The sequence below is a fragment of the Halomonas dongshanensis genome (genome assembly GCF_024790395.1).
Classification (GTDB): domain Bacteria; phylum Pseudomonadota; class Gammaproteobacteria; order Pseudomonadales; family Halomonadaceae; genus Vreelandella; species Vreelandella dongshanensis.
The window spans coordinates 438,246-461,864 of record NZ_JAJISC010000001.1 but is presented as its reverse complement, the minus strand read 5'-3'; the positions used below and the strand labels follow the sequence as shown (position 1 = coordinate 461,864).

The 23,619-nt window shown below is 61.9% G+C and carries 19 protein-coding genes; 11 read left to right on the top strand and 8 right to left on the bottom strand.

Going from position 1 to position 23,619, the window contains the following annotated elements:
- Positions 1-17 precede the first annotated feature (17 nt).
- Positions 18-1,787 (top strand): S8/S53 family peptidase, encoded by a 1,770-nt coding sequence (locus LLY24_RS02135; RefSeq protein ID WP_259034612.1) that lies wholly within the window; start codon positions 18-20, stop codon positions 1,785-1,787.
- A gap of 80 nt (positions 1,788-1,867) precedes the next feature.
- Here the strand turns inward: LLY24_RS02135 and LLY24_RS02130 are convergent, their stop codons facing one another.
- The 5 genes from LLY24_RS02130 to LLY24_RS02110 are packed head-to-tail and all read right to left on the bottom strand — an operon-like array spanning position 1,868 to position 8,080.
- Positions 1,868-2,899 (bottom strand): 2,5-dihydroxypyridine 5,6-dioxygenase NicX family protein, encoded by a 1,032-nt coding sequence (locus tag LLY24_RS02130; RefSeq protein ID WP_259034611.1) that lies wholly within the window; start codon positions 2,897-2,899, stop codon positions 1,868-1,870.
- Positions 2,900-2,936: 37 nt separating this feature from the next.
- Positions 2,937-4,454 carry a sodium:solute symporter family protein gene (locus tag LLY24_RS02125; protein WP_259034610.1) on the bottom strand — a complete coding sequence of 506 codons (1,518 nt, stop codon included), beginning with the start codon at positions 4,452-4,454 and terminating at the stop codon, positions 2,937-2,939.
- Positions 4,447-4,635 carry a hypothetical protein gene (locus LLY24_RS02120; RefSeq protein WP_259034609.1) on the bottom strand — a complete coding sequence of 63 codons (189 nt, stop codon included), beginning with the start codon at positions 4,633-4,635 and terminating at the stop codon, positions 4,447-4,449. Before LLY24_RS02120 ends, LLY24_RS02125 begins: the two co-directional genes overlap by 8 nt.
- A 21-nt stretch (positions 4,636-4,656) precedes the next feature.
- Entirely contained in the window at positions 4,657-7,590 is a 2,934-nt protein-coding gene (locus LLY24_RS02115; RefSeq protein ID WP_259034608.1) for a c-type cytochrome, read from the bottom strand.
- Positions 7,583-8,080: a (2Fe-2S)-binding protein gene (locus tag LLY24_RS02110; RefSeq protein WP_259034607.1), complete on the bottom strand. Its 498-nt coding sequence runs from the start codon at positions 8,078-8,080 to the stop codon at positions 7,583-7,585. Before LLY24_RS02110 ends, LLY24_RS02115 begins: the two co-directional genes overlap by 8 nt.
- 433 nt (positions 8,081-8,513) lie before the next feature.
- On the opposite strand from LLY24_RS02110, the gene LLY24_RS02105 reads away from it, so the two are divergent.
- From LLY24_RS02105 to LLY24_RS02075, 7 genes are all read left to right on the top strand, one after another.
- Positions 8,514-9,680 carry an FAD-dependent monooxygenase gene (locus LLY24_RS02105; RefSeq protein ID WP_259034606.1) on the top strand — a complete coding sequence of 389 codons (1,167 nt, stop codon included), beginning with the start codon at positions 8,514-8,516 and terminating at the stop codon, positions 9,678-9,680.
- A complete protein-coding gene (locus LLY24_RS02100; protein WP_259034605.1) occupies positions 9,677-10,495 on the top strand; it encodes an alpha/beta fold hydrolase in 819 nt (272 codons plus the stop codon). The genes LLY24_RS02105 and LLY24_RS02100 overlap by 4 nt, the downstream gene beginning before the upstream one ends.
- Before the next feature lie 13 nt (positions 10,496-10,508).
- On the top strand, positions 10,509-11,270 hold the full coding sequence (locus LLY24_RS02095; RefSeq protein ID WP_486606395.1) for a maleate cis-trans isomerase family protein: 762 nt from the start codon (positions 10,509-10,511) through the stop codon (positions 11,268-11,270).
- A gap of 11 nt (positions 11,271-11,281) precedes the next feature.
- Complete coding sequence (locus LLY24_RS02090) at positions 11,282-11,935, top strand: N-carbamoylsarcosine amidohydrolase (protein ID WP_259034604.1); 654 nt, start codon at positions 11,282-11,284, stop codon at positions 11,933-11,935.
- Positions 11,936-12,076: 141 nt separating this feature from the next.
- A complete protein-coding gene (locus tag LLY24_RS02085) occupies positions 12,077-13,045 on the top strand; it encodes a Bug family tripartite tricarboxylate transporter substrate binding protein (protein WP_259034603.1) in 969 nt (322 codons plus the stop codon).
- Between the two features lie 43 nt (positions 13,046-13,088).
- The gene (locus LLY24_RS02080; protein WP_259034602.1) at positions 13,089-13,607 is read left to right on the top strand and encodes a tripartite tricarboxylate transporter TctB family protein; all 519 of its coding nucleotides are present in this window, start codon (positions 13,089-13,091) and stop codon (positions 13,605-13,607) included.
- A 36-nt stretch (positions 13,608-13,643) separates the two neighbouring features.
- Positions 13,644-15,161, top strand: a complete 1,518-nt coding sequence (locus tag LLY24_RS02075; RefSeq protein ID WP_259034601.1) for a tripartite tricarboxylate transporter permease — start codon at positions 13,644-13,646, stop codon at positions 15,159-15,161.
- A 20-nt stretch (positions 15,162-15,181) separates the two neighbouring features.
- On the opposite strand, the gene LLY24_RS02070 is transcribed toward LLY24_RS02075, so the two are convergent.
- On the bottom strand, positions 15,182-15,646 hold the full coding sequence (locus LLY24_RS02070) for a MarR family winged helix-turn-helix transcriptional regulator (protein WP_259034600.1): 465 nt from the start codon (positions 15,644-15,646) through the stop codon (positions 15,182-15,184).
- A 174-nt stretch (positions 15,647-15,820) separates the two neighbouring features.
- On the opposite strand from LLY24_RS02070, the gene LLY24_RS02065 reads away from it, so the two are divergent.
- Positions 15,821-18,073, top strand: a complete 2,253-nt coding sequence (locus tag LLY24_RS02065) for a xanthine dehydrogenase family protein molybdopterin-binding subunit (RefSeq protein ID WP_259034599.1) — start codon at positions 15,821-15,823, stop codon at positions 18,071-18,073.
- Positions 18,074-18,334: 261 nt separating this feature from the next.
- Positions 18,335-20,308 (top strand): methyl-accepting chemotaxis protein, encoded by a 1,974-nt coding sequence (locus tag LLY24_RS02060; protein ID WP_282563374.1) that lies wholly within the window; start codon positions 18,335-18,337, stop codon positions 20,306-20,308.
- Positions 20,309-20,425: 117 nt separating this feature from the next.
- On the opposite strand, the gene LLY24_RS02055 is transcribed toward LLY24_RS02060, so the two are convergent.
- Together LLY24_RS02055 and LLY24_RS02050 are read right to left on the bottom strand one after the other, a co-directional pair.
- Positions 20,426-21,727, bottom strand: coding sequence for an SLC13 family permease (locus tag LLY24_RS02055; RefSeq protein ID WP_259034598.1), 1,302 nt, complete (start codon positions 21,725-21,727; stop codon positions 20,426-20,428).
- Positions 21,728-21,760: 33 nt separating this feature from the next.
- A complete protein-coding gene (locus tag LLY24_RS02050) occupies positions 21,761-22,591 on the bottom strand; it encodes an amidohydrolase family protein (protein ID WP_259034597.1) in 831 nt (276 codons plus the stop codon).
- Positions 22,592-22,830: 239 nt separating this feature from the next.
- On the opposite strand from LLY24_RS02050, the gene LLY24_RS02045 reads away from it, so the two are divergent.
- A complete protein-coding gene (locus LLY24_RS02045; protein ID WP_259034596.1) occupies positions 22,831-23,550 on the top strand; it encodes a GntR family transcriptional regulator in 720 nt (239 codons plus the stop codon).
- Positions 23,551-23,619: the final 69 nt, after the last annotated feature.

Below are 23,619 nucleotides of genomic sequence, written 5' to 3'. Positions count from 1 at the left end.
CGATGGAGAGCGATGACATGGCAGTCAACGTTGGACGCGGCATAGGCCGCATGGCACTAGCAGCCGCACTGATAACGGCCACGACGGCAGCGGCCGACACCCCTTTGCGTATCGAGCAGCTACAGCGCTGCGACGATCTGCTCTCCTCGCCGACGCAGCGCTTCTGCCTCGACACCGAGGGGCTCGACGATGCCGAGGTCACGCTTAGTTTGAACGGCACGCCCCTAGCGCCCGACGCCGTCGAGCGCAGCGGGCAGCGCCTGCGTATCGACATCGACACCACGGAGGCCGAGAGCGGGCCGCTGTGGCTCGAACAGCACGACCGTGCCAGCAATCCGGTCTGGCTCACCCTGCAAGGTAGCCACGTCATCGCCGCCACGGAGGACGAGATTGCCGAGAACATGGACGGCGTGTCGAGCTACGTCGATCTCGTCAGCCTGATCATCGAGGAGGAGTACGACGGTTTGGAGGAGGCGCGGCGGCTGGCCGAGCGCTACGGCGCCGACGTGGTCGGGCAGATTCCCCCGCTCAACACCTACCAGCTGCGCCTGCCGGTCGACGATTTAGAAGGGCGAGACGCCCTGGTACTGCGCCTTGGCAGCGAACTCAGCGTCGATGCCGTGATCGTGGAGGAGTCGAACGCAGAAGAGAGCATCGAGCAAGACGCGACCGCCCCGCCGGATGACCACGACCAGGAGTGGGCGGCGAACCGCTTTCTCGACGCGGTGAATTTTTATCAGCGGCGCCTGCCGCGTGATCACGACGACGTCGATACCCACCCCGTGCGCATCGGCGTGATCGAGCGCAACGTCGATTTCGATACCCCCGATTTCGCCGATTATCTCGGCGACTGCCGCGCCGAGGCCACGCGCACCTGCGTGTACGCGCGCGACGCCGATGCTCCGGACGGCCATGGCACGACCGTAGCGGGCATTCTGGGCGCCGCTTGGAACGAGGGCGGCAACAGCGGCTTTCTTCGCGGCCTCGACAGCGTTGGCCCGGGGTTCGACGTGATCGTCGACCGCAACTCCGATGCCGGTATCACCGCCAACGTCGCGGCTTCGGTCAATCTGGTTCAGGACGGCGCTCGCGTTCTCAACTGGAGCTGGGGCATCCACCGCGTGGGCACCACCGACATCAACGGCGACGAGGTCGACTCGTTGGTGCGCTCCGGGATCGCCATGGACGGCTACGAGGAACTGCTCGAGGAGTTTTTCCTGTGGCTGCGCCGCGAGCATCCGGACGTCGTGGTGGTCAACTCGGCGGGCAACGCCTCGTCGTTTTCCGGACGCGACGAGTATCGCCTGCCCTCCTCCTTCGTCACCGACCAGCTCTTCGTCGTCGGTGGTCACGAGCGCAGCGGCGAAGACGTGCCGGTAGAGGACGTGCACTACGCTGTGAAGCGCGACGCCTCGAACATCGACATGCGCGTGGATATCACCGCCGCCGCCTGCGTACATGGCTCGACGCGCGAAGAGGGCGTCGAGGGCGAGACCCACTGCGGTACCTCCTACTCGACCCCGCTCGTGGCCGGGCTGATCGCGGCCATGATGTCGATCGACCCAACGCTCACCCCGGCACAGCTGCGTATCCTACTGCGCCGCAGCGCCATGCCGATAGGCGAGGAGTACGACTTCGAGCCCACCGACGCCGACGATCTCACCGCCCCCATCTTACCCTCGGAGCGCACCAACGACCTCAACCACCCGGATATCGGTCTCTCCGCCCGGCTCGACATGTACAAGGCGCTGGATTTGACCGTGCAGAGCCTGGAGCGGGCGCGCTAGATAAAACGCCAAGCAAAAGCACACAAGGCACCCGCGAAGGTGCCTTGTGTGCTCAGCTTTTCATTGGCCTGGACGGCATGTCAGCGCCTTGCCATCTGCATCTCTTTCACCACGATATCGCCGTCGATGACGATGGGCTCGTCGTCGAGAAACAGCGAACAACCGCGCATCGGAATGTCCAGGTGACAGGCGGTGTCGTTGGGGCCGCCCAGCTCGTTGTTGGGGCCGGTGGAGAACATCACGTTGCCGTAGAAGCTGCGTGGCTCCATCCCCATACCGCCAGGAAACTCACCCGGCACCATGCGGTGCCATTTGGCATCTGGGTTCATCCCCCATCCCACGTGGCTCATGCCCAGGCCACGCTTGTCGTCGAAGCTCGCCATGTAGGATTTCACCAGTTCCGCATCCAGGCCGCCGCGAATGTCGCTGATGAAGCCCTTCTCGATGGTGTAGGTGATCGGCTCGCGCACGTACATGTTTTGGGGTAACAGGATATCGCCAGGTGCCACCACGATGGTGCCGTCGACACCGTCGTCATCGCCGCCGGTGAAGACGAAGCCGGAAGGCCAATGATCCCAGCGCCCCGGCTCGTCGGTGCAGGCGTATTCGGCGACGGTCGGATAGGTGTTCAGGCGATAGGTGACATCGGTACCGTGAGGTGAGGTGATGCGCATCACCTTGGCCTTTTCGAGCAGTGCCGCGCCGATTTCGACCTTCTCTTTGAGCTCCTGCGACGGCAGCATACGCGCCAGCAGCTCAGGCGGCTCGACGGCGGTGAGTATCCGAGTGCCTGCGGCCTGAATCGCCATCTGCTCGGGAGAAAACAGCAAAAAGACGCAGTCGATGAGCATGTCGCAGTTCTTCAGCGCCTCGACTGCTTCGGGCATGGCGGCAAGGCCCGTCGTGCCCACGTTCCACCCGCCCACGGCGGGCGGGGCCGGGAGGCGCATATGATACATATTGGCCCCTAGGCGCTGCCCAGCCGCCATGAACGCATCGGCGTAGTCGAGCCGCTCGTTGCCCTGGGTCAGTACGATGAGACGTTCGTCCGAGCGCACGCCCGACATTTTCAGCTGATGCAGACAGATTTCCGTAAAGCTTGCGTGATCCATGATGACTCCTAGGTTAGCGTCAGGATAAACACGGTCCTTAGACAGCCGCCTCGTTAGGGGCAACCGACGCCGCCTCTTGTGTGCGGCTCTTTTTACGGCTCAGTTCGTCGCTGATGGCACTCATGAAGGCATCGGTCGAGGCCGTATGCGGCTTGGTCGCAAGGCTCACGCCGACGAACAGGACGGTGGAAACGACGATGCCCCAAATGCCCGATGGCAGACCCAAGAGCGAGTTGCCTGTGGCGTACATCGCCAGTACGAAGATGCTGGTGCCAACGACGCTGGCAAGCGCCCCCGCGCCCGTGCCGCGCTTCCAGAAGAAAGCCCCGATGATCGCCGGCACCATGGCCACCAGCCCCGAAGAAGCCGCCACCGACAACACGGCGATCAAGTCGAGCTGAAGCTCGGCGAAGCCAAGTGCCAGAAGCGCAACGACGGGCACCACGATCTTACCCACGAACAGCTGGCGCTTCTCATCGACGCCAGGTTTGGCGTTGGCGTAGACATCGCGCGAGAACATCGACGCCAGGGTGAGCATGATCGAGTCGATGGTGGAAACGGCGGCGGCCATGATGCCGATCATTACGATGACGCCAAGTACCGGCGGCACGAACTCGGAGGCCAGAAGCGATGGCGTAGCGAGATCGGCGCGCGCCAGGCCCGGAAAGGCGGCAAGCGCCGAGAAGCCCCAAAGTACCGACACCAGCGTGTAGATGAAGCCGAAGACCAAGAAGCCGATCAGCATCTGGCGCATGGAGCGCAGCGACGAGGGCATGAACAAACGCTGGCTCACCTGCGGGTTGGAGAGGCTAAAGAAGAACCAGGGAATACATAGCCCAAGGAAGGTCACAACGCTAAAAAGCCCCGAGCCCGGTACGCTCAGCGATGCCGGATGCTCGGCTGCGAGCGTACCGAACAGACCGCTGAAACCGCCAAGCCCTTGGATCACCAAAAACGCCACGAGCGTCGAGGCGACGATCATCATCAGCGCCTGCAGCGAGTCGGTCCACATCACCGAGCGAATGCCCGCAATGTAGGAAAAGAAGATCGCGATGGCGGTGGCCATGACTACGCCCGTGGTGAAGTTGATCGCCCCGCCGGTCGTCCCTTCGAGCAGATAACCCACCCCGGCCAGTTGCACGGCGGAGTAAGGAATCAAAAAGATACAGCTAGCAATCGATACCGCCATGGCAACGCGCTTGCTGTTATAGCGGTGGCCAAGCATTTCACTGGGTGTGACGTAGCCGAATTTCTTACCCACGGCCCAAAAACGCGGGCCAAAGATCGCCACCAGCGACACCCCAGCAAAATAGATGATCTCGAAGCCCAGCGCCCCAACGCCACCGGCGTAGGTAAGCCCGGCAAGCCCCACCATCATGAAGGCGCTGTAAGTGGTAGCGCTGTAGCTCAGCGCCGAAACGAACCCGTTCATTTGTCGATTGCCGAGAAAGTAGCCCGACATGCTCTCGGCAGGTCCCTGACGCGACAGAAAGGCGATGCCCACCGCAATCAGCAGATAGATGCCGATCGACCACCAGATCATCGACTCAGTCATGATCGTGCTCCTCGAAATCCAAGGTGATGTAGACATTCAGCGCGATGACAGCGAGCCCCGCGCAGCTCCAGAAAAGAAAGCTGCCATACCAGGCTGCCACGTTGGTCAGGAGGGTATAGGGCACGATGCAGCTCAATAGGATCACTATCCAGACGGCCCATATCCACTTGCTTCGTTTCATGTTCCACCTCGTGTTGTCGTATCAGGGAGTAGAGGGAGTGTTGTTGTGAGGCTGACGTAGTGCGGCAACGCGTTGTTCGAGTTGTTGCCAAGGCGGCTCAGAGGGCGCAAAGCGCGCCCGGAGATAGGCCGCAAGGGTAGCGACTTGGGTATCGCTGAAACTGTCGGCAAAGCCCGGCATGCTGCCCGAGCCCGGTACGGCGTCATCGTGCACGCCGCCTAGAATCGAGTGAATCACGTTATCGGGTCGCTCACTGTACAGGTTGGTGTTAAGCGCCAGCGCCGTTGAAGCCTTGGTGAAGGCGGGCACGCCGTTATCCAGATGACAGGCCGCGCAGGCGCCTTCGAAAAGCCGTGCGCCCTCCTCTTGACCACTCGGACTCGCCGCACTCGACGCCGCCAACTGCGCGGCCTGAGCGTACTGGGCGGGTTCGTCCTCAACAGGAGCCCCCATTTGCTGGGCAACGTAGTGAGCAATGGCCCGCACATCGTACTCGGGAAGCTCAGCAAGCCCGGCCACGACAGGCGCCATAGGGCCAGAGGCCACGCCGTGCAGGGGTGAGCTGCCGTGTCGCAGGTAGTCGAACAGAGCATTCTCACTCCAGGGTACTGGCGAGCGCGACAGCGCATTCAACGGCGGTGCCTCCCAACCGTCCACCAGGGCCCCGGCGAAATAGCGCTCGCCGCCCTGCTCGGCGCCCATAGCATTGCGCGGGCTATGACAGGCGCTGCAGTGACCCAATCCTTCGGCCAAATAGGCGCCGCGATTGTACAAATCGCTTTGTGCCGGGTTCGGTACGAAGGGGGTAGGATCATGGTAAAGCGCATTCCAGGGTGCCATGAGCGCGCGAAGGTTAAAAGGAAAGGTAAGGGCATTTTCGGGCGCAGGCGCCGCTACGGCGGGCTGTGCCATCAGGTAAGCATAAAGGGCTTGAAGGTCGGCGTCGCTGGTTTTGGCAAATGCGGTATAGGGAAAGGCTGGATAGAGATGGCGCCCATCTCGACTGATACCGTGACGCATGGCGCGCTCGAAGGCCGCGTAGGACCAGTTGCCGATGCCGGTCGCCTCGTCGGGGGTAATATTGGTGCTGTAGAGCGTACCGAAGGGGGTCTCGAAGGCATGACCTCCGGTATTGACCGCTCCCCCCGCCACGGTGTGGCATGCTGCACAGTCCCCCGCCGCCGCTACCAGGCGCCCGCGTTCGATGGTTTCAGCCGAGTAGAGCGTGGCCGCTGGCCGCGCAATGGGCGCAATTGCCCCCTTGAAAGGCCACGCCATGACGGCGCCGCCCGCCACCGTGGTAAGCGCCGCAGCCGCCCACCAGCGGCGCGTACCGGATAGCTTGGCGCTGGTTTTTCGCGTACCTCGTTGCGCCGTCGCATCGTCACCGTCGAAGGCCTCCCCCATGGCGAGCGCTTGGCGAACGCGCCCAGCGGTAAAGGGCGGTTCACGAAAACGCACACCGGTGGCATCGAACAGCGCGTTGGCGATGACCGCCACGCCAGGGGCGAAATCGGTGTCGTCGAAGCGTTCGGGTAGCGTCTCGACGCCCTTGGAAATAGGCGCAGGCGCGGGGGTAAAAGAGGCGCGCTCAACGGCTGTCGTGCGGCCGTCGTCCCACTCATCAAACGCAGGCGTACGGCCGAGTAAGCCCTGCGGCTTGCTCAATACGCGCGCCTGTAGCGTCTGCTGAAGGCGCGCCGTATCCACCTGCTCTCCGCTATCTTGGCCGACGACCAAGCGCGTCAAGCGAACGTCACCGGTCGTGCGGTTGACCTCGACATCGGCAATCCAGGCCGAACGCACGCCGCCGTCGAGACGCTGATGCCGATCGGGCAACTGCGCATACGCCAATCCGCGGCCCCGCATCACATCGCCAACTGGCGGCTCGGTTACCGGGACAGCCCAATCGGCTTGGGAGGCCACGGAGCCGATGAGTTCGAGGCCCCGTGCATCCTCCAAATGGCGCTGGCGCAGCGCCAGCGGATCAACGCCCTCGGCATGGGCGAGCTCATCGAGAAACGACTCCCGCGCAAAGGTGTGCTGGATGCTGGTCGAGTCGTCGTTTTGATAGGCGCGTGCACCACGATGTGCCGACACGTGCGTTTGTTCGAAGCGATAAGGCGAGTAGAGATCGGCACGGTCAGTATCGCCGTGTCGTGTCGGCGCTTCCCGACCACACAGCAAAAGCCCGACGGCCGCTACCTCGCCTTGGGCATGGGCCTGGCGATAGCGAAAGCGGGTCACGTGCGCGGCATCAAGGCTCGCGCCCAAGGTCATGCACTGGGCACGGCCGAGGGCGCGTACGTCACGGGCGTAATCGGCATCCAGCCAAACCGCAACGGGAGCACCCACCGCCTGCGCCAGCAGCGCCGCATCTACGGCAGCGTCGTCCCCGCAGTGGCGCCCCAACCCCGTCGCGAATCCCAAACCCGAAGGGTCGCGCAGTACGATGCGCTCGGCATCGCAACCCGTAGCGAGGCTCAAATCAACGCGTAGCGCTTCGGGCGTGGCAGTTGGCGCCCACACCTCCAGACTCGCCTGATCGGCCCGCGCCACCACCCACCCAGGCGCGTCGCCCCAGCGCAGGCGGCTGGGCCAAGCATAGGTCTGCGTATGGGTATCGCGCTTTGCGGCGCTGGAGGTGTTGGTCAGCTTGGCCTTGGGGCTGCGAGTAGCCGCCTTGGCGGCAGGCGGCTCGTCCCAAGTGAGTACCACGCGCTTCGCCGCGTTGCGAGCAGCCTCGATGGTGGGAGCCACCACACCAACGAAGTCTTCATCGACCACGACCCGTACTTCTTCGAGGCCAGCCAAGGCTGAGTCGTCGACCTGCCTTAGCCGAGAGCAGATCAACCGCTCGCCATCCCAACGATAGTGAGGTGGACGCATCACGACGCCAAAACGGGTGCCCGCTAGCTCGATGGGCAGCGCTGGCTTGGCGGTCGGCTCAAGCATGGGCGCCTCCCTGCAGTTGCTTGCACTGCTGGGCGTCGAGCTCGATGGCCAAGTGCGCCGCCGATAGAATTTCCACGTGCGTGCCGCAGCGGCAGAGGTTGTGCTCGAGTGCGGCGCGTATTTGCGCCGCACTCGGCGTTGCCACGTGGTTGAGCAGCGAGCGTACGCTCATGATCATACCGTTTAGGCAGTAGCCGCATTGAGCGGCCTGAGCGTCGATGAACGCCTGCTGCACTGGGTCCAGCCGCCCCTCGACGGCCAATCCATCGAGAGTAGTGACCTCGCGCCCTTGAACGGCGGCGGCCGTCAACACGCAAGCGCGGGCGACCACGCCATCCACCAGCACGCTGCAGGCGCCGCATTCGCCCAGGCCACAGCCGTACTTGGGGCCATTGAGCGCCAAATCGTTGCGCAGCACCGCCAGCAGCGGCGTATCGGCAGGCACGGCCAAGGTGTGGTCGTGCCCGTTCACTCTTAGCGTCAGTGTCATAGGGTCAATCGTCATTATTGTTGAAGCTTCGATGACATACGTTGCATGCCGAGCATTCATTTTGTGTTGTTAGATGTCGTGCTTTTGCGCGGGCTCTTCTTCACACCGCAACGGTTTCGCACCGTAGTGGTGCGCCCAGAAGAAGCCACGAACATTAATAGTGCACACACCTTAAATTGCTATATAAAACGTATACCACCTTACTCCACCAGCAATCAAGGATTTTACTATTGATCCAATAAAAATTAAAAATAATATTTATTTCAATAATTTAACACGATCATTCACTAAGCCACAATTATCTCGAGAAATATAATGCTTTTCTCTTGACCAAAAAATAAATGGTGTATACGTTACTTTTAAACAACCAAGGTCCTTTTCGGACCCGGCGCTCTAGCGCCATACGCCAACAAAAAGCGAGGAAATGATCCCCATGAGTGACAAACCCACCATTGCCGTGATCGGCGCAGGCCTCGGCGGCGCGGCTGCAGGCGCGCTGCTACAAAAAGCCGGCTACCCGACCAAGGTATTCGAGCAGGCCCCTGAGTTTTCCAGGCTTGGCGCGGGCATTCACCTGGGCCCCAATGTGATGAAGGTGATGCGTCGTATCGGCATCGAGGATGCCCTGGATGCCATGGGCTCACACCCCGATTACTGGTTCAGCCGCAACGGCATGACCGGCGAGTACCAATCGCGTATCCCCTTGGGTGAGTTCGCTCGCGAGCGTTACGGCGCCTCCTACATCACCGTACACCGTGGTGACCTGCATGCGCTCATGGTCGACGCACTCGATCAAGACAACCTGTTCTTCGACAAACGTTTGGTCGACGTCGACGACAGTGGCGACAAAGTGCGCTTAACCTTTGCCGATGGCACGACGGAGGAGGCGGATTTGGTGATTGGTGCCGACGGCGTCAACTCGCGTATCCGCGAAAAGCTCTTGGGCAGCGAGGCGCCGATCTACAGCGGTTGGGTCGCACACCGGGCGATCATTTCGGCCGAGAAGCTAAAAGCCTTTGAGCTGGATTTCGAGGCGTGCGTGAAGTGGTGGTCCGAAGATCGTCACATGATGGTCTACTTTGTTACCGGCGACGAGAAAGAGTACTACTACGTGACCGGCGTGCCGGAGCCCGAGTGGAACCATGGCACCTCCTTCGTCGATAGTTCGCGCGACGAGATGCGCAAGGCCTTCGAAGGCTACCACCCCACCGTCCAAGCGCTGATCGACTGCACCGAGTCGGTGACCAAGTGGCCGCTTCTAGAGCGCAATCCGCTACCGCTTTGGCATGCCAATCGTTTGGTTCTGCTGGGGGATGCCTGTCATCCAATGAAGCCTCACATGGCCCAAGGCGCTGCCATGGCCATCGAAGACGCTGCCATGCTGGTGCGCTGTCTGGAAGAGGTCGGCGCCGATGACTATCGTGACGCCTTCGAGCTCTACCGCACCAATCGCTTCGAGCGCGCCTCCCGCGTACAGAAAGTCTCCCACGACAACACCTGGCTGCGTGAGGACGAAGACCCCGCTTGGGTATTCGCCTATGACGTCTTCGAGGCGCCGCTCAAGCAGCCCAGCAACGCAACTGCGGAGAGCCCAGCATGACCTCGACTTACTGCTACGGTGCCAACGTTCACGCCAACGGCATCCGCCAGCACTACCTGCGCTTTGGCGGCGACGCCGCAGCGACGAAACAGCCGCTGGTGCTGATTCCTGGCATCACCAGCCCCGCCATCACCTGGGCCTTCGTCGCCGAGCGCTTGGGGCAGCATTTCGACACGTACGTGCTCGACGTGCGCGGTCGCGGCCTCTCGTCAACCGGACCTGAGCTCGCCTACGATACCGACACCTGCGCCGACGATGTGATCGCCTTCATCGATGCCCTAGGGCTTCAAAACGTGGTGCTGGCCGGGCACTCCATGGGCGCCCGCTTTGCCCTGCGGGCCATGACGCGCGGCGCTCGCGGCATCGATAAGCTGGTGCTCATCGATCCGCCCGTGTCAGGGCCTGGGCGGCGCGAGTACCCCAGCAAACTGCCCTGGTACGTGGATTCGATTCGCGACTGCACCCACGGCGCCGACCTAGATACCATGCGCCCCTACTGCCCGACCTGGAGCGAAGAGCAGCTACGCCTGCGCGCGGAGTGGCTACACACCTGTTACGCCCCCGCCATCGTGCAGGCGTTCGAGGAGTTCCACAGTGTGGACATCCACCAGGATCTTCCCGCCATCGATGTGCCCACGCTTCTGATCTGCGCCGGTAAAGGCGGCGTGATCCAGGAGGAAGATCGCGACGAGATCCGCACGCTTTTACCCTCGATTCGTATCACTACCGCCGACAACGCGGGCCACATGATTCCCTGGGACGATTTCGACGGCTTCTTTAACGCCTTCGAAGACTTCCTCGGTGCGCCACTCTAAGAGGTCGATTGCCATGCCATCTACTACCAAGACGTACCGTATCGGCCAGATCGTACCGAGCTCCAACGTCACCATGGAGACGGAAATTCCTGCCATGCTAACGGCCCGACAGCTGATTCGCCCCGAGCGCTTCACCTTCCACGGAAGCCGTATGCGCATGAAGACCGTGAGCAAGGACGAGTTGGCGGCGATGGACGGTGAATCCGACCGCTGTGCGCTCGAGCTCTCCGATGCCGCCGTCGACGTCATGGGCTATGCCTGCCTGGTGGCGATCATGTCCATGGGACCGGGGTATCACCGCGAATCACAAAAACGTCTGCGTAGCCGCACCGAAGAGAACGGTTGCGATACCCCGGTGGTCACCAGCGCCGGCGCCCTGGTGGACGCCCTGCACGTGATGAAGGCCAAGCGCGTGGTGGTCGTTGCGCCTTACATGAAGCCCCTGACCGAGATGGTGGTGGACTACATTCGCCAAGAAGGCGTCGAAGTGGTCGACTACCGCGCGCTCGAGATTCCCAACAACCTCGACGTGGCCCGTCACGATCCAGCCAATCTTCCCGATATCGTGGCTAGCCTCGATTTGACCGATATCGATGCCATCGTGCTCTCGGCCTGCGTGCAGATGCCCTCTCTTCCGGCCGTTGCCAAGGTCGAGGCGCTGACCGGCAAACCCGTGGTGACCGCCGCCATCGCCACCACCTACGCCATGCTCAAGGCGCTCGACCTGGAGCCGGTCGTACCGGGCGCTGGCGCCCTACTCTCCGGCGCCTACTAAGGAGCATGCCCATGGCTAACCAACGCGCCACAACCGATGACTCGGCTCAGGCAAACTATCGCGGCGTTTGGGACGGACGCATCGGCTTCGGCCGCAAAGCGGCGCTTCTGGTGGTGGACTTCATGAAGGGCTACGTGCGCGAGGAGTCGCCGCTGTTTGCCCCCGGCGTGGTCGAGGCGGTGGCCAATATGCCACCGCTGCTCGACGCCGCCCGCCAGAGCGACACCCCGGTCATTCACACCAACATTCTCTACCACGCCCCGGATCAGCTCGATGGCGGCATTTGGGTGAAAAAATCGCCGGTGATGCGGGCCATGGTAGCGGGTAATCCCTTCGCCGAGTTCTGTGACGAGGTGACCCCGCTTGCTACGGAAGCGGTCATCACCAAGCAGTACGCTAGCGCCTTCTTCGGCACCTCGCTGTCCGCGATGCTGGTGGCCATGGGCGTGGACACGCTCATCGTCACCGGCTGCTCGACCAGCGGTTGCATTCGCGCCACCGCCGTCGACGGCCTGCAGTACGGCTTTCGGATGATGGTGGTGCGCGACTGCGTGGGTGACCGCCATCCCGACCCACACGAAGCCAACCTGTTCGATATCGACAGCAAGTATGGCGACGTCATCGACCGCCAGAGCGCCATCGATCATCTACTCGGTACGCCATGAACCTTACCCTAAAGGCCGCCCACGCGGCCTTTAGGGTATCGACGACCCAGGAGGTAGCTCTCTCAACGCACGCCACGACACTCACAACCACAACAAAACGCTCAAGCGTTGACCCCACTGACACAACGACAGGAAACCGACATGACCCTTCGCCGTTTGCTACTCACCGCCACCCTGGGCCTTTCCCTTAGCGCTGGGGCGTTCGCTGATGACTTTCCCGACCGCGCGCTGACCCTCGTGGTCCCCTGGCCCGCGGGCGGTGCTTACGATTTGGCTGCGCGCCTGATGGCCGAGCATGCCAATGACTACCTCGGTGCACCACTGGTGGTGCAGAACGTGACTGGAGCAGCGGGCTCGACCGGCGTGCGCCAGGTAGCCGAGGCAGACGCCGATGGCTACACTCTGGGCATGATGGGTACCCATGCCATTGCCCAGAGCTACATGAACCCCAATGCGACGCCGCTCGAGGCACTCGATCCGCTCGTTTTCATCGGCCCGGAACCGGCAGCGCTGGCCGTGGCAAGCGACACCGACATCACGGATATCGCAACCTACCTACAGGCGCTGCAGGAGGCGCCCGGATCGATCATCAACGGCAACGACTCTCCCGGTGGGTTCTCCTACATCGCAGCCAGCATGCTCGAATCGCAGTTCGACGTTAGCCTGACGAAGATCCCCTACCAGGGCTACGCACCAACGGTATCGGCCCTACTCTCGGGCGAGGTCATGTCGGCGCTGCTCCCCATTCCGTTGCTGGCCGACCAGCACGCGGCCGGCCAGCTTACGCTGCTAGGCGTGGCCGCCGACGCACGCCACCCTTTCGCGCCTGAGGTTCCCACCTTCAAGGAGCAAGGGTACGACTTCGTTGCCGAAGACTTCTTCATGCTCTACCTCCCCGATGACGTGCCCGATGAGCGCCGCGAAGCGCTGGCATCGATGTTCTACTCCCTGCTCGAGGACGACGCCTTCCAAGCAGCAGCAAGCGAGGTAGGACTGGTGATAGCGCCTCGCCCGCAACAGGCGACGGCCACCTACCTGAGCCAGCGTGCCGATGAGGTCTACACCCTTCTCGAAGCCGCCCATCTGGTCGATGCCAGCCTGACTCGTTGAGGCGGCAGCCGCCTTACCGGGAAAAATAAGGGAGAAAAACGCCATGCGCTTCCTGCTGCGTTTGGGTCGCACCCCAGGGCGCGACCTTGCCTGCGGTCTTCTGTTTGGCGCCGTCGCCATCGTCGGCCTGATCGAGGTCACTACCAACGCTCGGCTCATGGATACCTTTGGGCGCGGGCCCGACCCAGGCCCGGCGCTGCTGCCGCTGATCGTGCTCTCGTTTCTGCTGATAGGCGGCGCAGCCTTGCTGCTCAAAGGGCTGGCAGGCTGGGCATTCACGCCACCTGAAGCGGATGAAAACGACCCGATCGAAACGCCACCGCCAAGCCAGCATCTGCACGCCGCGGCTCTGCTTGCCTCACTCGTGGTGCTGCCCGTGGCAATTTCGTGGCTTGGCTTTTTGCTCGCCAGCGCGCTGTTTGCCGCCCCCTGGCTCGTCTGGCTGGAGTACCGCCGGGGAGTAGGTCGCCGCCGCGCGCTACTGCTGGGCGTGGCGGTCGCCGCATTGCTGGCCATCGCCCTTCACGTCGTCTTCGTCACTCTGCTGGGCATCGCCATTTAATCAACCCTGTGACCTGCCCTGTGCCAGGAGTACCGCATGTTGATCGACAGTTTCTTTACCTCGCTCTTGGCCACCCTCGCTTCCCCTTGGGGCGTGACGCTGGCCGTATTGGGCACCCTGCTGGGCATCGTGCTCGGGGCCTTGCCGGGCGTTAGCTCCACCATGGCGCTGGCGATCCTGCTCCCGTTGAGCTTCGGCATGACGCCCGAGCTTGCCATTCTCTTTCTGCTCTGCGTTTTCGTTGCCAGCGTCTATGGCGGCTCTATTTCGGCCATTCTGATCAACATACCGGGTACGCCGGGGGCGATCGTCACCCAGCTCGACGGCCACCCGTTGGCGCGCCAGGGTCGCGCCAAGGAGGCCTTGGTGTACGCGCTGGTCGCTTCCAGCGTCGGCGGCGTGATTGGCTTGGCGTTGCTGGTACTCATCGCGCCTTTACTGGCCTCGGTGGCAATGCAGTTTCGCAGCCCCGAGTTCACCGCCATTGCCGTTTTCGGCCTGGTGCTGCTGGCCTACGCTTCACCCGGCTCGACCGTGCGCGGGCTATTGGTCGGTGCCATTGGCCTGCTATGCGGCATGGTCGGCTTCGATGCCCTGACCGATGTGTCGCGCTTCACTTTCGATAGCCGCAGCCTGCAAGGGGGCATCGAGCTCGTGCCACTCTGCGTTGGGCTTTTTGGTCTGGCCGAGGTGCTCAGGCATTTGCACGCCTCGCGCCAACGTCGCCCCGATGTCGATATGGCGACGCTGCACTCACCGGCACCCAAGCTCGGCGCTCTAGCCAAGCGCTGGGCCTCGATGCTGCGCGGTTCGTTCATCGGCGCGCTGGTCGGCGCCATTCCCGCCGCAGGCTCGGCCATTGCCGTGGCCATCGCCTACGCTCAGGAGATGCGCTTTTCGCGCCGCCCCGAGCGCTTTGGTCAAGGGGCCGTCGAAGGGGTGGTCGCGCCAGAGGCTGCCAATAGTTCGAGCATCGGCGGCACCTTGATTCCGATGATGACGTTGGGCGTACCGGGGGATGCCATCACGGCGGTATTGATGGGATCACTCTTGATCCATGGGCTGCGGCCGGGGCCGATGCTATTCGCCGAAAACCCAGGCTTTGTCGGCAGCCTCTACGCGGGCTTCCTGCTTGCCCTGCTGCTGACTCTGGCGCTCGGGCTCGTGCTCATGCGCTGGCTGCCCTGGATACTGCGTATACCAAGCCACATGCTCTTGATCGGCATTGCGCTGCTTTGCGTGGTGGGCGCCTACGCCATTCGCAACAACATGGCGGACGTTTACATCATGCTGTTCTTCGGCGCCGTGGGGTATGGGCTACATCTGCTCTCTCTGCCCACCGCTCCTCTGGCATTTGGCTTGATTCTGGGGCCGCTGTTGGAGGAGAACCTGCGCCGCAGCCTGCTGCTTGGGCGCGGTTCTTGGGAGGTGTTCCTGCATAGCCCGATTGCCATGGGGCTCTTCGGCTTGTCGTTGCTGGCCATTCTCTTACCGCTGTTGGCGCCGCTTTGGGTGCGGCTGCGCGAGGACATCAAGCGAGTCAGCGCGCCGTGACCGGGCGCGCTTAGGCCTGATTAGGCCGCGGGGTCGGCGTTCATCTTTTCGAGCAGGTGCATCAAGGCCACGCGCTCGGCGGGGTTCAGGTTGGCCATGGTGTCATCGCTAATGCGTTTGGCCTCGGGCACCATCTCCTCGATGAGCGCCTCCCCTGCCTCGGTGATGACGACCATGACCTTGCGCTGATCGCGCGGGTCGGTGCTCAAACGCACCCACTCACGCGCCTTGAGCCGCTTGATCACTCCGCGAATGGTGGCGGGGTCGATAGCGGTGGCATTGACGATATCGGTCAGTGAACTAGGGCCACGCTCCATGACGGTACACAGGGCGACGAACTGTATGGCCGTGAGCTGCTTGTCGGTGGCGTGACGCTGGAAGATGGCAATATGGCGTTGGTAAGCCTTGCGCAGCAGATGCCCTACCTGCTCGGAAAAATCGTACCCTTGCTGGGAAGGCGTGGGATGGTCGCCATGCGGTGACATGCAGATTCCTTTCTCAGAGGCCTTCAAGGCCGAAAACGTAATAGTGAGGGTATGAGCGTTCACCCTGACCAGCACCAATTTATGGTGTGTACATTATAATTTTCCATTAGACTCAGGCAACCTCTGATCGCGCCTTGCACGCGACACGCCTTACAATAACTCGGGAGGTCTTCGTTGCTCGCCTATAAAACGCATGATCGTCAATCACTTCTGAACGACCCCGATCTATTGGTCGTCTATCGCGATCCGGTGGCCTCACCCAAGCCCGCGCCAGGCCAGCCCGGCACCCACTCCGATTTCGTGCCCACCGAGCCCGAACTCTTCATCGCCGTGCTGCCTTCAGGCCAAGTGCTTGCGTTCAATGGCCACGTCGATCTTGGCACCGGCATCCGTACGGCGCTTGCGCAAATCGTCGCCGAGGAGCTGGAGGTCGACTTCGAAGCCGTCACCATGGTGCTGGGTAACCCTTTCGAGGTACCGAATCAGGGGCCAACCATCGCTAGTGCCACCATCCAGATCACCGCCGAGCCGCTACGCCGCGCGGCTGCCCAAGCCCGCGCGTACCTGCTCGATCTGGCCGCCGTACATTTCGATATGCCCGTAGAGCGCCTACGCTGTCACGCGGGCAAGATCGCCCCTCAGTCAGCGACGCACGTGGCCATCGGCTACGCCGAGCTGCTCGTCGGCGCACGCCATGCACTGAGGCTCGCCGACGAGGTGGCGCTAAAATCTGCCAACGACTATCGCCTGGTGGGCCGAGAGACTGCACGGGTGGACATTCCCGCCAAGGCAACCGCTGCGCTGACTTTCGTCCACGACCTGCGCGTCCCCCACATGCTCCACGGACGCGTCGTGCGCCCACCCTATGCTGGACACGACCGGGGCGACTTCGTGGGGCGCTCGCTCGTCTCGGTCGATGAAGGCTCCATTGCGGGCATGCCTGGGTTCATCAAGCTGGTCATCATCGGGGACTTCGTTGGCGTGGTGGCCGAGCGCGAAGAGCAGGCGGCGGCCTGCGCGCGCCGTTTGAGGATCACCTGGCGTGCGCCCGAACGCTTACCCGATCTCGACGACATCGATACCGCCCTCTCCACTCTGCCCGCCACGCGGCGCTTGCTGCTCGACGAAGGCGACGCTCAGGCGCTCGAAACAGCACCTCATCGTCTGCGCCGCCGCTATCTCTGGCCTTTCCATCTGCACGGCTCCATTGGCCCATCGTGCTCGGTCGCCGACTATCGCGACGCAGGTCTCGAAGTGTGGTCCGGCACCCAAAACCCCCATAGCCTGCGCGCCGATCTATCGCGCCTGATGGGCATGGACGAGGCCATGATCACGGTGACGCGGATGGAGGCCTCAGGCTGCTATGGGCGTAACTGCGCCGATGACGTGGGCGCCGATGCGGCGCTGCTCTCACGTGCCGTGGGCCGCCCCGTTCGCGTGCAGCTTAGCCGCGAGCAGGAGCATCTTTGGGAGCCCAAGGGCGCGGCTCAGCAGATGGACGTGGAAGCAGGACTCGATGCCAACGGCCTACTGGCAGGCTACCGCTTTACTACGCGCTACCCTTCCAACAATGCGCCGACGCTCGCCCTGCTGCTGACCGGCGTGCAAGCCCCTAGCGATTTACCGTTTCAGATGGGCGATCGCACTGCCGTCCCTCCCTATCGCTACCCGCATCGCCACATCAGCTGCGACGACGTTCCTACCCTCGTGCGCGCCTCCTGGCTACGCGGTGTCTCCGCCATGCCCAACACCTTCGCTCACGAAAGCGCCATCGATGAGCTGGCTCATGCGGCAGGCGAAGACCCGGTGCGTTTTCGCTGCCGTCATTTGGCCGATGCACGCGCGGTGGCGCTGGTCGAAGCGCTCGCCGCTCGCGCTAACTGGCAGCCTCGCGCGGCCTTCTCGGCCTCTCGCGAGGACGAGGCGGGCTGGCGCGCTGGCCGTGGCTTCGCTTATGCCCAGTACGTACACAGCAAGTTTCCCGGCTTTGGTGCGGCGCTGGCCGCTTGGGTCGTTGAGCTCAAGGTGCATGCCGAAAGCGGGCGTATCGTGATCGAGCGCCTCTTCGTTGGCCAGGATGCCGGGCTCATGGTCAACCCGGCAGGCGTACGGCATCAGGTGCACGGCAACGTCATCCAGACCCTGAGCCGGACGCTGAAAGAGCGCGTTGCTTTCGCAGATGGCGCTCCTGCGAGCCGTGAATGGGGCAGCTATCCGATTTTGCGCTTCTCAGAGCTTCCCGACATTCAGTTACTGCTGCTGGATAACCCTGACCAGCCGCCATTGGGGGTGGGCGAATCCACGTCGCTGCCTGGCGCGCCCGCCATTGCCAATGCGCTGTTCGATGCCACCGGCGTGCGCTTCACTCGGCCACCGTTCACGCCCGAGGCAGTGCGACGCGAGCTAAGTACGGCAGAGAGGCGTTGATGCGGTATCTCGACCTCCAGGTCGTCGAACAGGCGCGCAGTGGCCCCCAACGTCCGCCCCACGCCCCATCCGCTAGCCTCTTTTTCATAGCGTATTAAAGCGGGTATATGTGCGCCTTTTACTCAAGTTATCGTTAGAACGGCCGCTATAAAATGGTGCGCACACCATAACTAGGCTGCGGCTACACCATGCGTTGGCGTCACAACAACACTCGCCCATGGCATCGCTTGGCTTTGGCCCACTACAACTCCCGAGGCTTCAATGCACAGATTTTCCCGCCTATCGTTAACCCAGAAACTACTCTGCGCGATAGCGCTGCCCCTATTGATCGTAGCCGTTGTGCTAGGCGTGATCGTCAGCCAACAGCTCAATACCGCCATTCCTGCCCTCATCGACAATGCCGGTAAACGCCAGGTACAGGCACGCGCCGGCGAGATAAGCCGCTGGATCACCGGCTATCGCAACTGGAATGCGATTCTGGCTACCGATGAGCGCTTAGCCGAAGGCGTACCGGTGGCTTCGCACCTCGACTGGCTGGCAAAACGCTATCCGCCCGGCGGCACCATCGAGTCGCTGTTTTTCTCAGACGCCTCGGGCGATACGATCACCCATGCGGGCGTGGTGTTGGACATTGCCGAACGCGCCTACTTCAAAGCGCTTCTGACGGAGCAGACGAGCGACTCGCTGCTGGTCGACCCGGTCGTTTCCATGGTCAGTGGCCTGCCGACCGCTCTCGTCGTCGATACCGTTTTCGATGATGCGGGCAATCGTGCGGGGCTGCTGGGCATTACCGTCTCTATGGCGGCCGTTTCCGACATCACCTCGAGCATCAACGTTGGGGAGGGCAGTTACGGCTGGATGATCGACAGCCAAGGCCAGGTCATCGCTCACCCGGTGGAAGCGTACCGTATGGCGCTCAACTACACCGACGCCGACCAAACCCAAGGCTATGAAGGGCTCAGCGCGCTGAGCCAGCAGATGCTCGATGGAACAGCTGGTTCCGGTGAAGTCACGCTGCCCGATGGCGAGCGCAACGTAGTGATGTGGAGCCCGGTGGAAGGTACCTCTTGGGTAGTGGGTGTTAACGTTCCTGTGGCGGCCTTTACCGCCGTGACCAACGGCCTTTTGCAGTCGCTACTGATCGCAGGAGGGCTACTGCTGGTGTTCCTGCTCGCCGTGGTGGCCTACGCTGCTCGCCGAGCGCTCGCACCGATCCGGCACACCGCCGCTGCCATGGCGGATATCGCCCAGGGCAAAGGCGATCTGACCCGGCGGTTGGAGGCCAAGACCCAGGACGAAATCGGTGATCTGGCTAAGGGGTTCAATGCCTTCGTCGAGCGCATGCAGGAGACTCTTCGCGAGGTTCGTGGCAATGCGCAAACGGTACTCATTGGCGCCAGCGACATGGCCGACGGCACGCGAGAGCTTTCGTCACGCACCGAGCAGGCAGCCGCCAACCTCCAGGAAACCTCTGCGTCGATGGAGGAGATCCATTCGACGGTAGCGCACACCTCCCAGGCATCCGAGCAGGCCAGTGGCCTGGCGAGCGAAGCGACTAGGGCGTCTGAGCGCGGCACCGCGTCGATGAATCAGATGCAGGCCAAGATGGCAGCGATCAGCGAGTCGTCGAACAAGATCAGCGATATCATTGGCCTGATCGACTCCATCGCCTTTCAAACCAATATCCTCGCGCTCAACGCCTCGGTCGAAGCCGCCCGCGCGGGTGAGCAGGGCCGCGGTTTTGCCGTCGTCGCCAACGAAGTGCGCACGCTGGCCAGCCGCTCGGCTTCGGCGGCACATGATATTCGCGCGCTGATCGATGTTTCCGTTACCCATACCCGGGAAGGCAACACGCTCGTGACCTCGGCCGCTGAGCAGATGGCGGAGATCCATCGCAGCATTACCCAGGTAACGGACGTGATCGGTGAGATTGCCGCCGGTGCTCGGGAACAAACGGCGGGTATCGAGCAGGTCAACACGGCCGTAGCCGAAATGGACACCATGACCCAACAAAACGCCACCATGGTCAGCCAAAATGCGACGCTCGCCGCCACCATGCGCGAAAACGCCGAGCAACTCGACCGTTTGATGAGCGAGTTCGTGCTGGGCGACGAAGGCGCTTCGCCTGCCTTTTCCGCTACTTTGCGCCCAAGCCCTGCCGTCGCGCTTGCAGCCCCCATGCCTAAGACCACGATCAGAGCGAAACAAGAAGTGGCAGAGTGGGAAGAGTTCTAACCGCGCCTACGGACCAACACTCGTCGCGCCCCTCACTCAACGGTGCAGGGCGCGACGAGACTCAACCAACGGCATGCTCGACATCCTGAACTCAGGAATCAAAGGTCCTTGGCTTCTTTAGAGCACGAATGTCAGTAGCAGGTTGAAGAGCAGTGCGGCGACGAACCCAAGCGGTGCTGCACGGAACAACAGCTTAGGCAGCAGTCCCGCCCTTTCCTCATCGCCAGGGCAGGAGCCCAGAATCAGACTACCACCGGAGGAGAATGGCGAGATCGAGGTCGCCTGGGCGCCGACCACAATGGCAATGAAGATCACCATCGGGTCGATCCCGAGGGAGGCGGCAATCGATGGCACAAGCGGAAAGAGCGCCGGTGTCACCACCCCCAGGGTGCTCGCGAACAGCGACATACAGGCCGCTACTACGCCAAAGGCAACGGCAATCAACACCGGCGGAATGCTAGTGCCGATCCAAGCACCCAGCATGTCGATGGTGCCCGCCTTAATCGCGATCGAGATTAACATCCCCACCCCACAGATCATGATGATCGTGCCCCAGGGCAGCGAGGCGATCGCCTTACGCTCGTCGCCCAGTTTCAGCAACAGCGCAATCACCGAGAAGACGCTGGCGATTAGACCGATGTCGACTTTGCTATTGAGCAGCGCAATGGCTGCGTTGTTCGGAGCGACCAGGCTGGCAATCGGCGGCAACAGCACCGTGGCCATCATCAAAAGCGTCAACCAGAGTGTCATCTTTTGCTCGCGGTTGAGCGGCAATGGGCGCTCGACATGATCGAGCGTCGCCATCGCCACGCCCCGACGACGATTGAACAGAATTAACCCACCCAGCACGACGACCGGCACGATCAAGGTACTGGCGAAAATGCCTGCACTATTGATGAAAGCCTGGCTGTCAGAGAGACCGGCCTGGGTCATCAAGCTACGAAAGATGATGCCGCTTTGGCTGGAGACGAAATTGGCCCCGGCCAGTGCTCCGTAGTTGACCGCCATCGCACCAATGATCAGATTCAGCCCGGTGCGCGCGCAAAGCAACAGCGTCAGCGGCGCCATGAACGCCAATACGGTGTAGTAGCCCGCCCCTAACGCCGAGATCACCACTGCCGCGAAGAAGATCGCAAACGGCAGCAAATGCGGAAAGTTTCGACAGCGATACATGAGGTGTTCGGCCAGCTTCTCCAGCGTGCCGTTGACGATGGCGAAGCTGTAGAACAGGCACACCGAAAAGATGATGAAGAAGATGTTCAAAGGCCAGGAGGCGATCACCTCACGAGGGCTCAGTCCCAAACCAAAGCAGCCTAGAAGGTAAGCGAAAGCGATCGCGAACAGGCCGATATTGATCTTGGTGCGATAGCCTAGAACGATGGAGATGACGATCGCCCCTACCACAAGAAGACTCATCATGAATGGATACTCTTTTCGTGTTTAGGAAGAGGCTTAAACAGGCTGATCGATCTTGAACAGCCGCATCGGATTCTCACGGAGAACTCGATGCCGCTCTCGGTCATCGGGTAGTAGGGCCTTGATAAAGGCGAACTGTGCGGCAAAGTCGGTCTGCGCCTCGAACCGGGTATGCGGCCAATCACTTCCCCAGACCATCCGCTCGCCCTGGCCACACGCCTCACGCAGATGCGCAAGCGACTCCCGCGCCTGATGAAGGGTCGCATTGCAGCGATAGGGGGCCGAAAGTTTGACCCAGACATCCGCGCTGGCGATCAAATCGAGCAGCGCACGATGCGCAGGCAAAGCCAGGTCGATCGCACCATCGGGTAGACCGAAATGGTCCACCACCACCGTGACCTTCGTGTCGACGATCGGTTGGATCACGTGCGCGATATCATCGATGCCACGCTGAATCTCAACCGACCAGCTGCGCTTTGCAAGCTCGGCAAAGAGCGTCTGCCAAGGCTCGCGGCGATAGTCCGGCGGTGTCTTACCGATCAGATTGAGACGAATTCCGACGACACCCGCCGCGGCTAACGTATCGAGTTCGGCTGAGGTAATAGTGGCATCGACCACGGCAGTGCCACGCAGCCGCTCGGGGTAGCGGCGCAACGCCTCTACCATGTAGCGATTGTCGGTGCCCAGAAAGCTCGGCTGTACCAATACGCCATGGGAAATACCGCAGCGATCCAGCTCGGCCAAGTACTGCTCCACACAGGCATCGTAGTCTGGGCTATAGCGGCGCCCCGCTACGAGCGGTAGATCGCGCTCGAAGATATGGGCGTGCGTATCGACGCCGGTCACTGGCAGTGAGGCATTAGCCATTGTCGCTCCTCATGATAAGCGCTCGGTTGAGTATGGCCGAGCGGGCTTTATTCGAACCGCGTTGCCGAAACGCCTAAAGGCGCTAATGATGGTTGTCGCGGCCACACGCAAATTCATATATATGAATAGATGAATTTGCGTAGGATACACTGAGTCGACGGCGTTGAGCGCGGCCTACGACTAAAGGTGATACATTGGGGCTTTGGAGCAGATGCTCACGGCATGAAGGAAATGGCTCGATGACGGATATGCGGCTTCCCCTTTACCAGCGCCTGCGTGATGACATGCTGGCCCGCATAGCGGCGGGCGAATGGGCGCCAGGTACGGCAATTCCTACCGAGGCCGAGTTGACCAAACACTACGGCGTGGCAATGGGCACGCTACGGCGTGCGGTAGACACCCTGGTGCAGGATGGCCTGATGGAGCGCAGCCAGGGCCGTGGTACCTTCATCCGCCGCCCCAATTTCGATGGCTCGCTGTTTCGTTTTTTCCGCCATGTGGACGACAAGGGAGAGCGGCGCGTGCCGACCGGGCGCGTACTAACGCGCCGTGAAGAAGTGGCGAGTAGTGGCGTGGCCAATGCGCTGGGGCTCTCCAAAAATGATCCCGTCATTTACTTGGAGCGTGTCCGTCAGATCGAAGGCCGCAATATCTTTCATGAACGGATCTGGCTCTCGACCAGCCGCTTTGCGCCTCTGCTGGCCATCGCCCCCGCCGACTTCGGCAATCTGCTCTATCCGTTCTATGAAGAGCAGTGCGGACAACTAATCGGCGCTGCTCAGGAAACGTTGTCGGTGGATACCGCCGACCAGGATACTGCCAAGGTGCTCGACATCGCCCCAGGCCAGCCGGTGATCATGATCGAACGCATCGCCAAAGGTTATGACGGCACGCCGCTGGAGTATCGTCGTTCCACCGGTGACGCTCAGCCCTTTCGCTACCGTATCGATATTTCTTAGAGAAAACGCTTATACGCCCACAAAAAAACCCGCGACCAACGTCGCGGGTTTTCAGTTCCACACAGACTA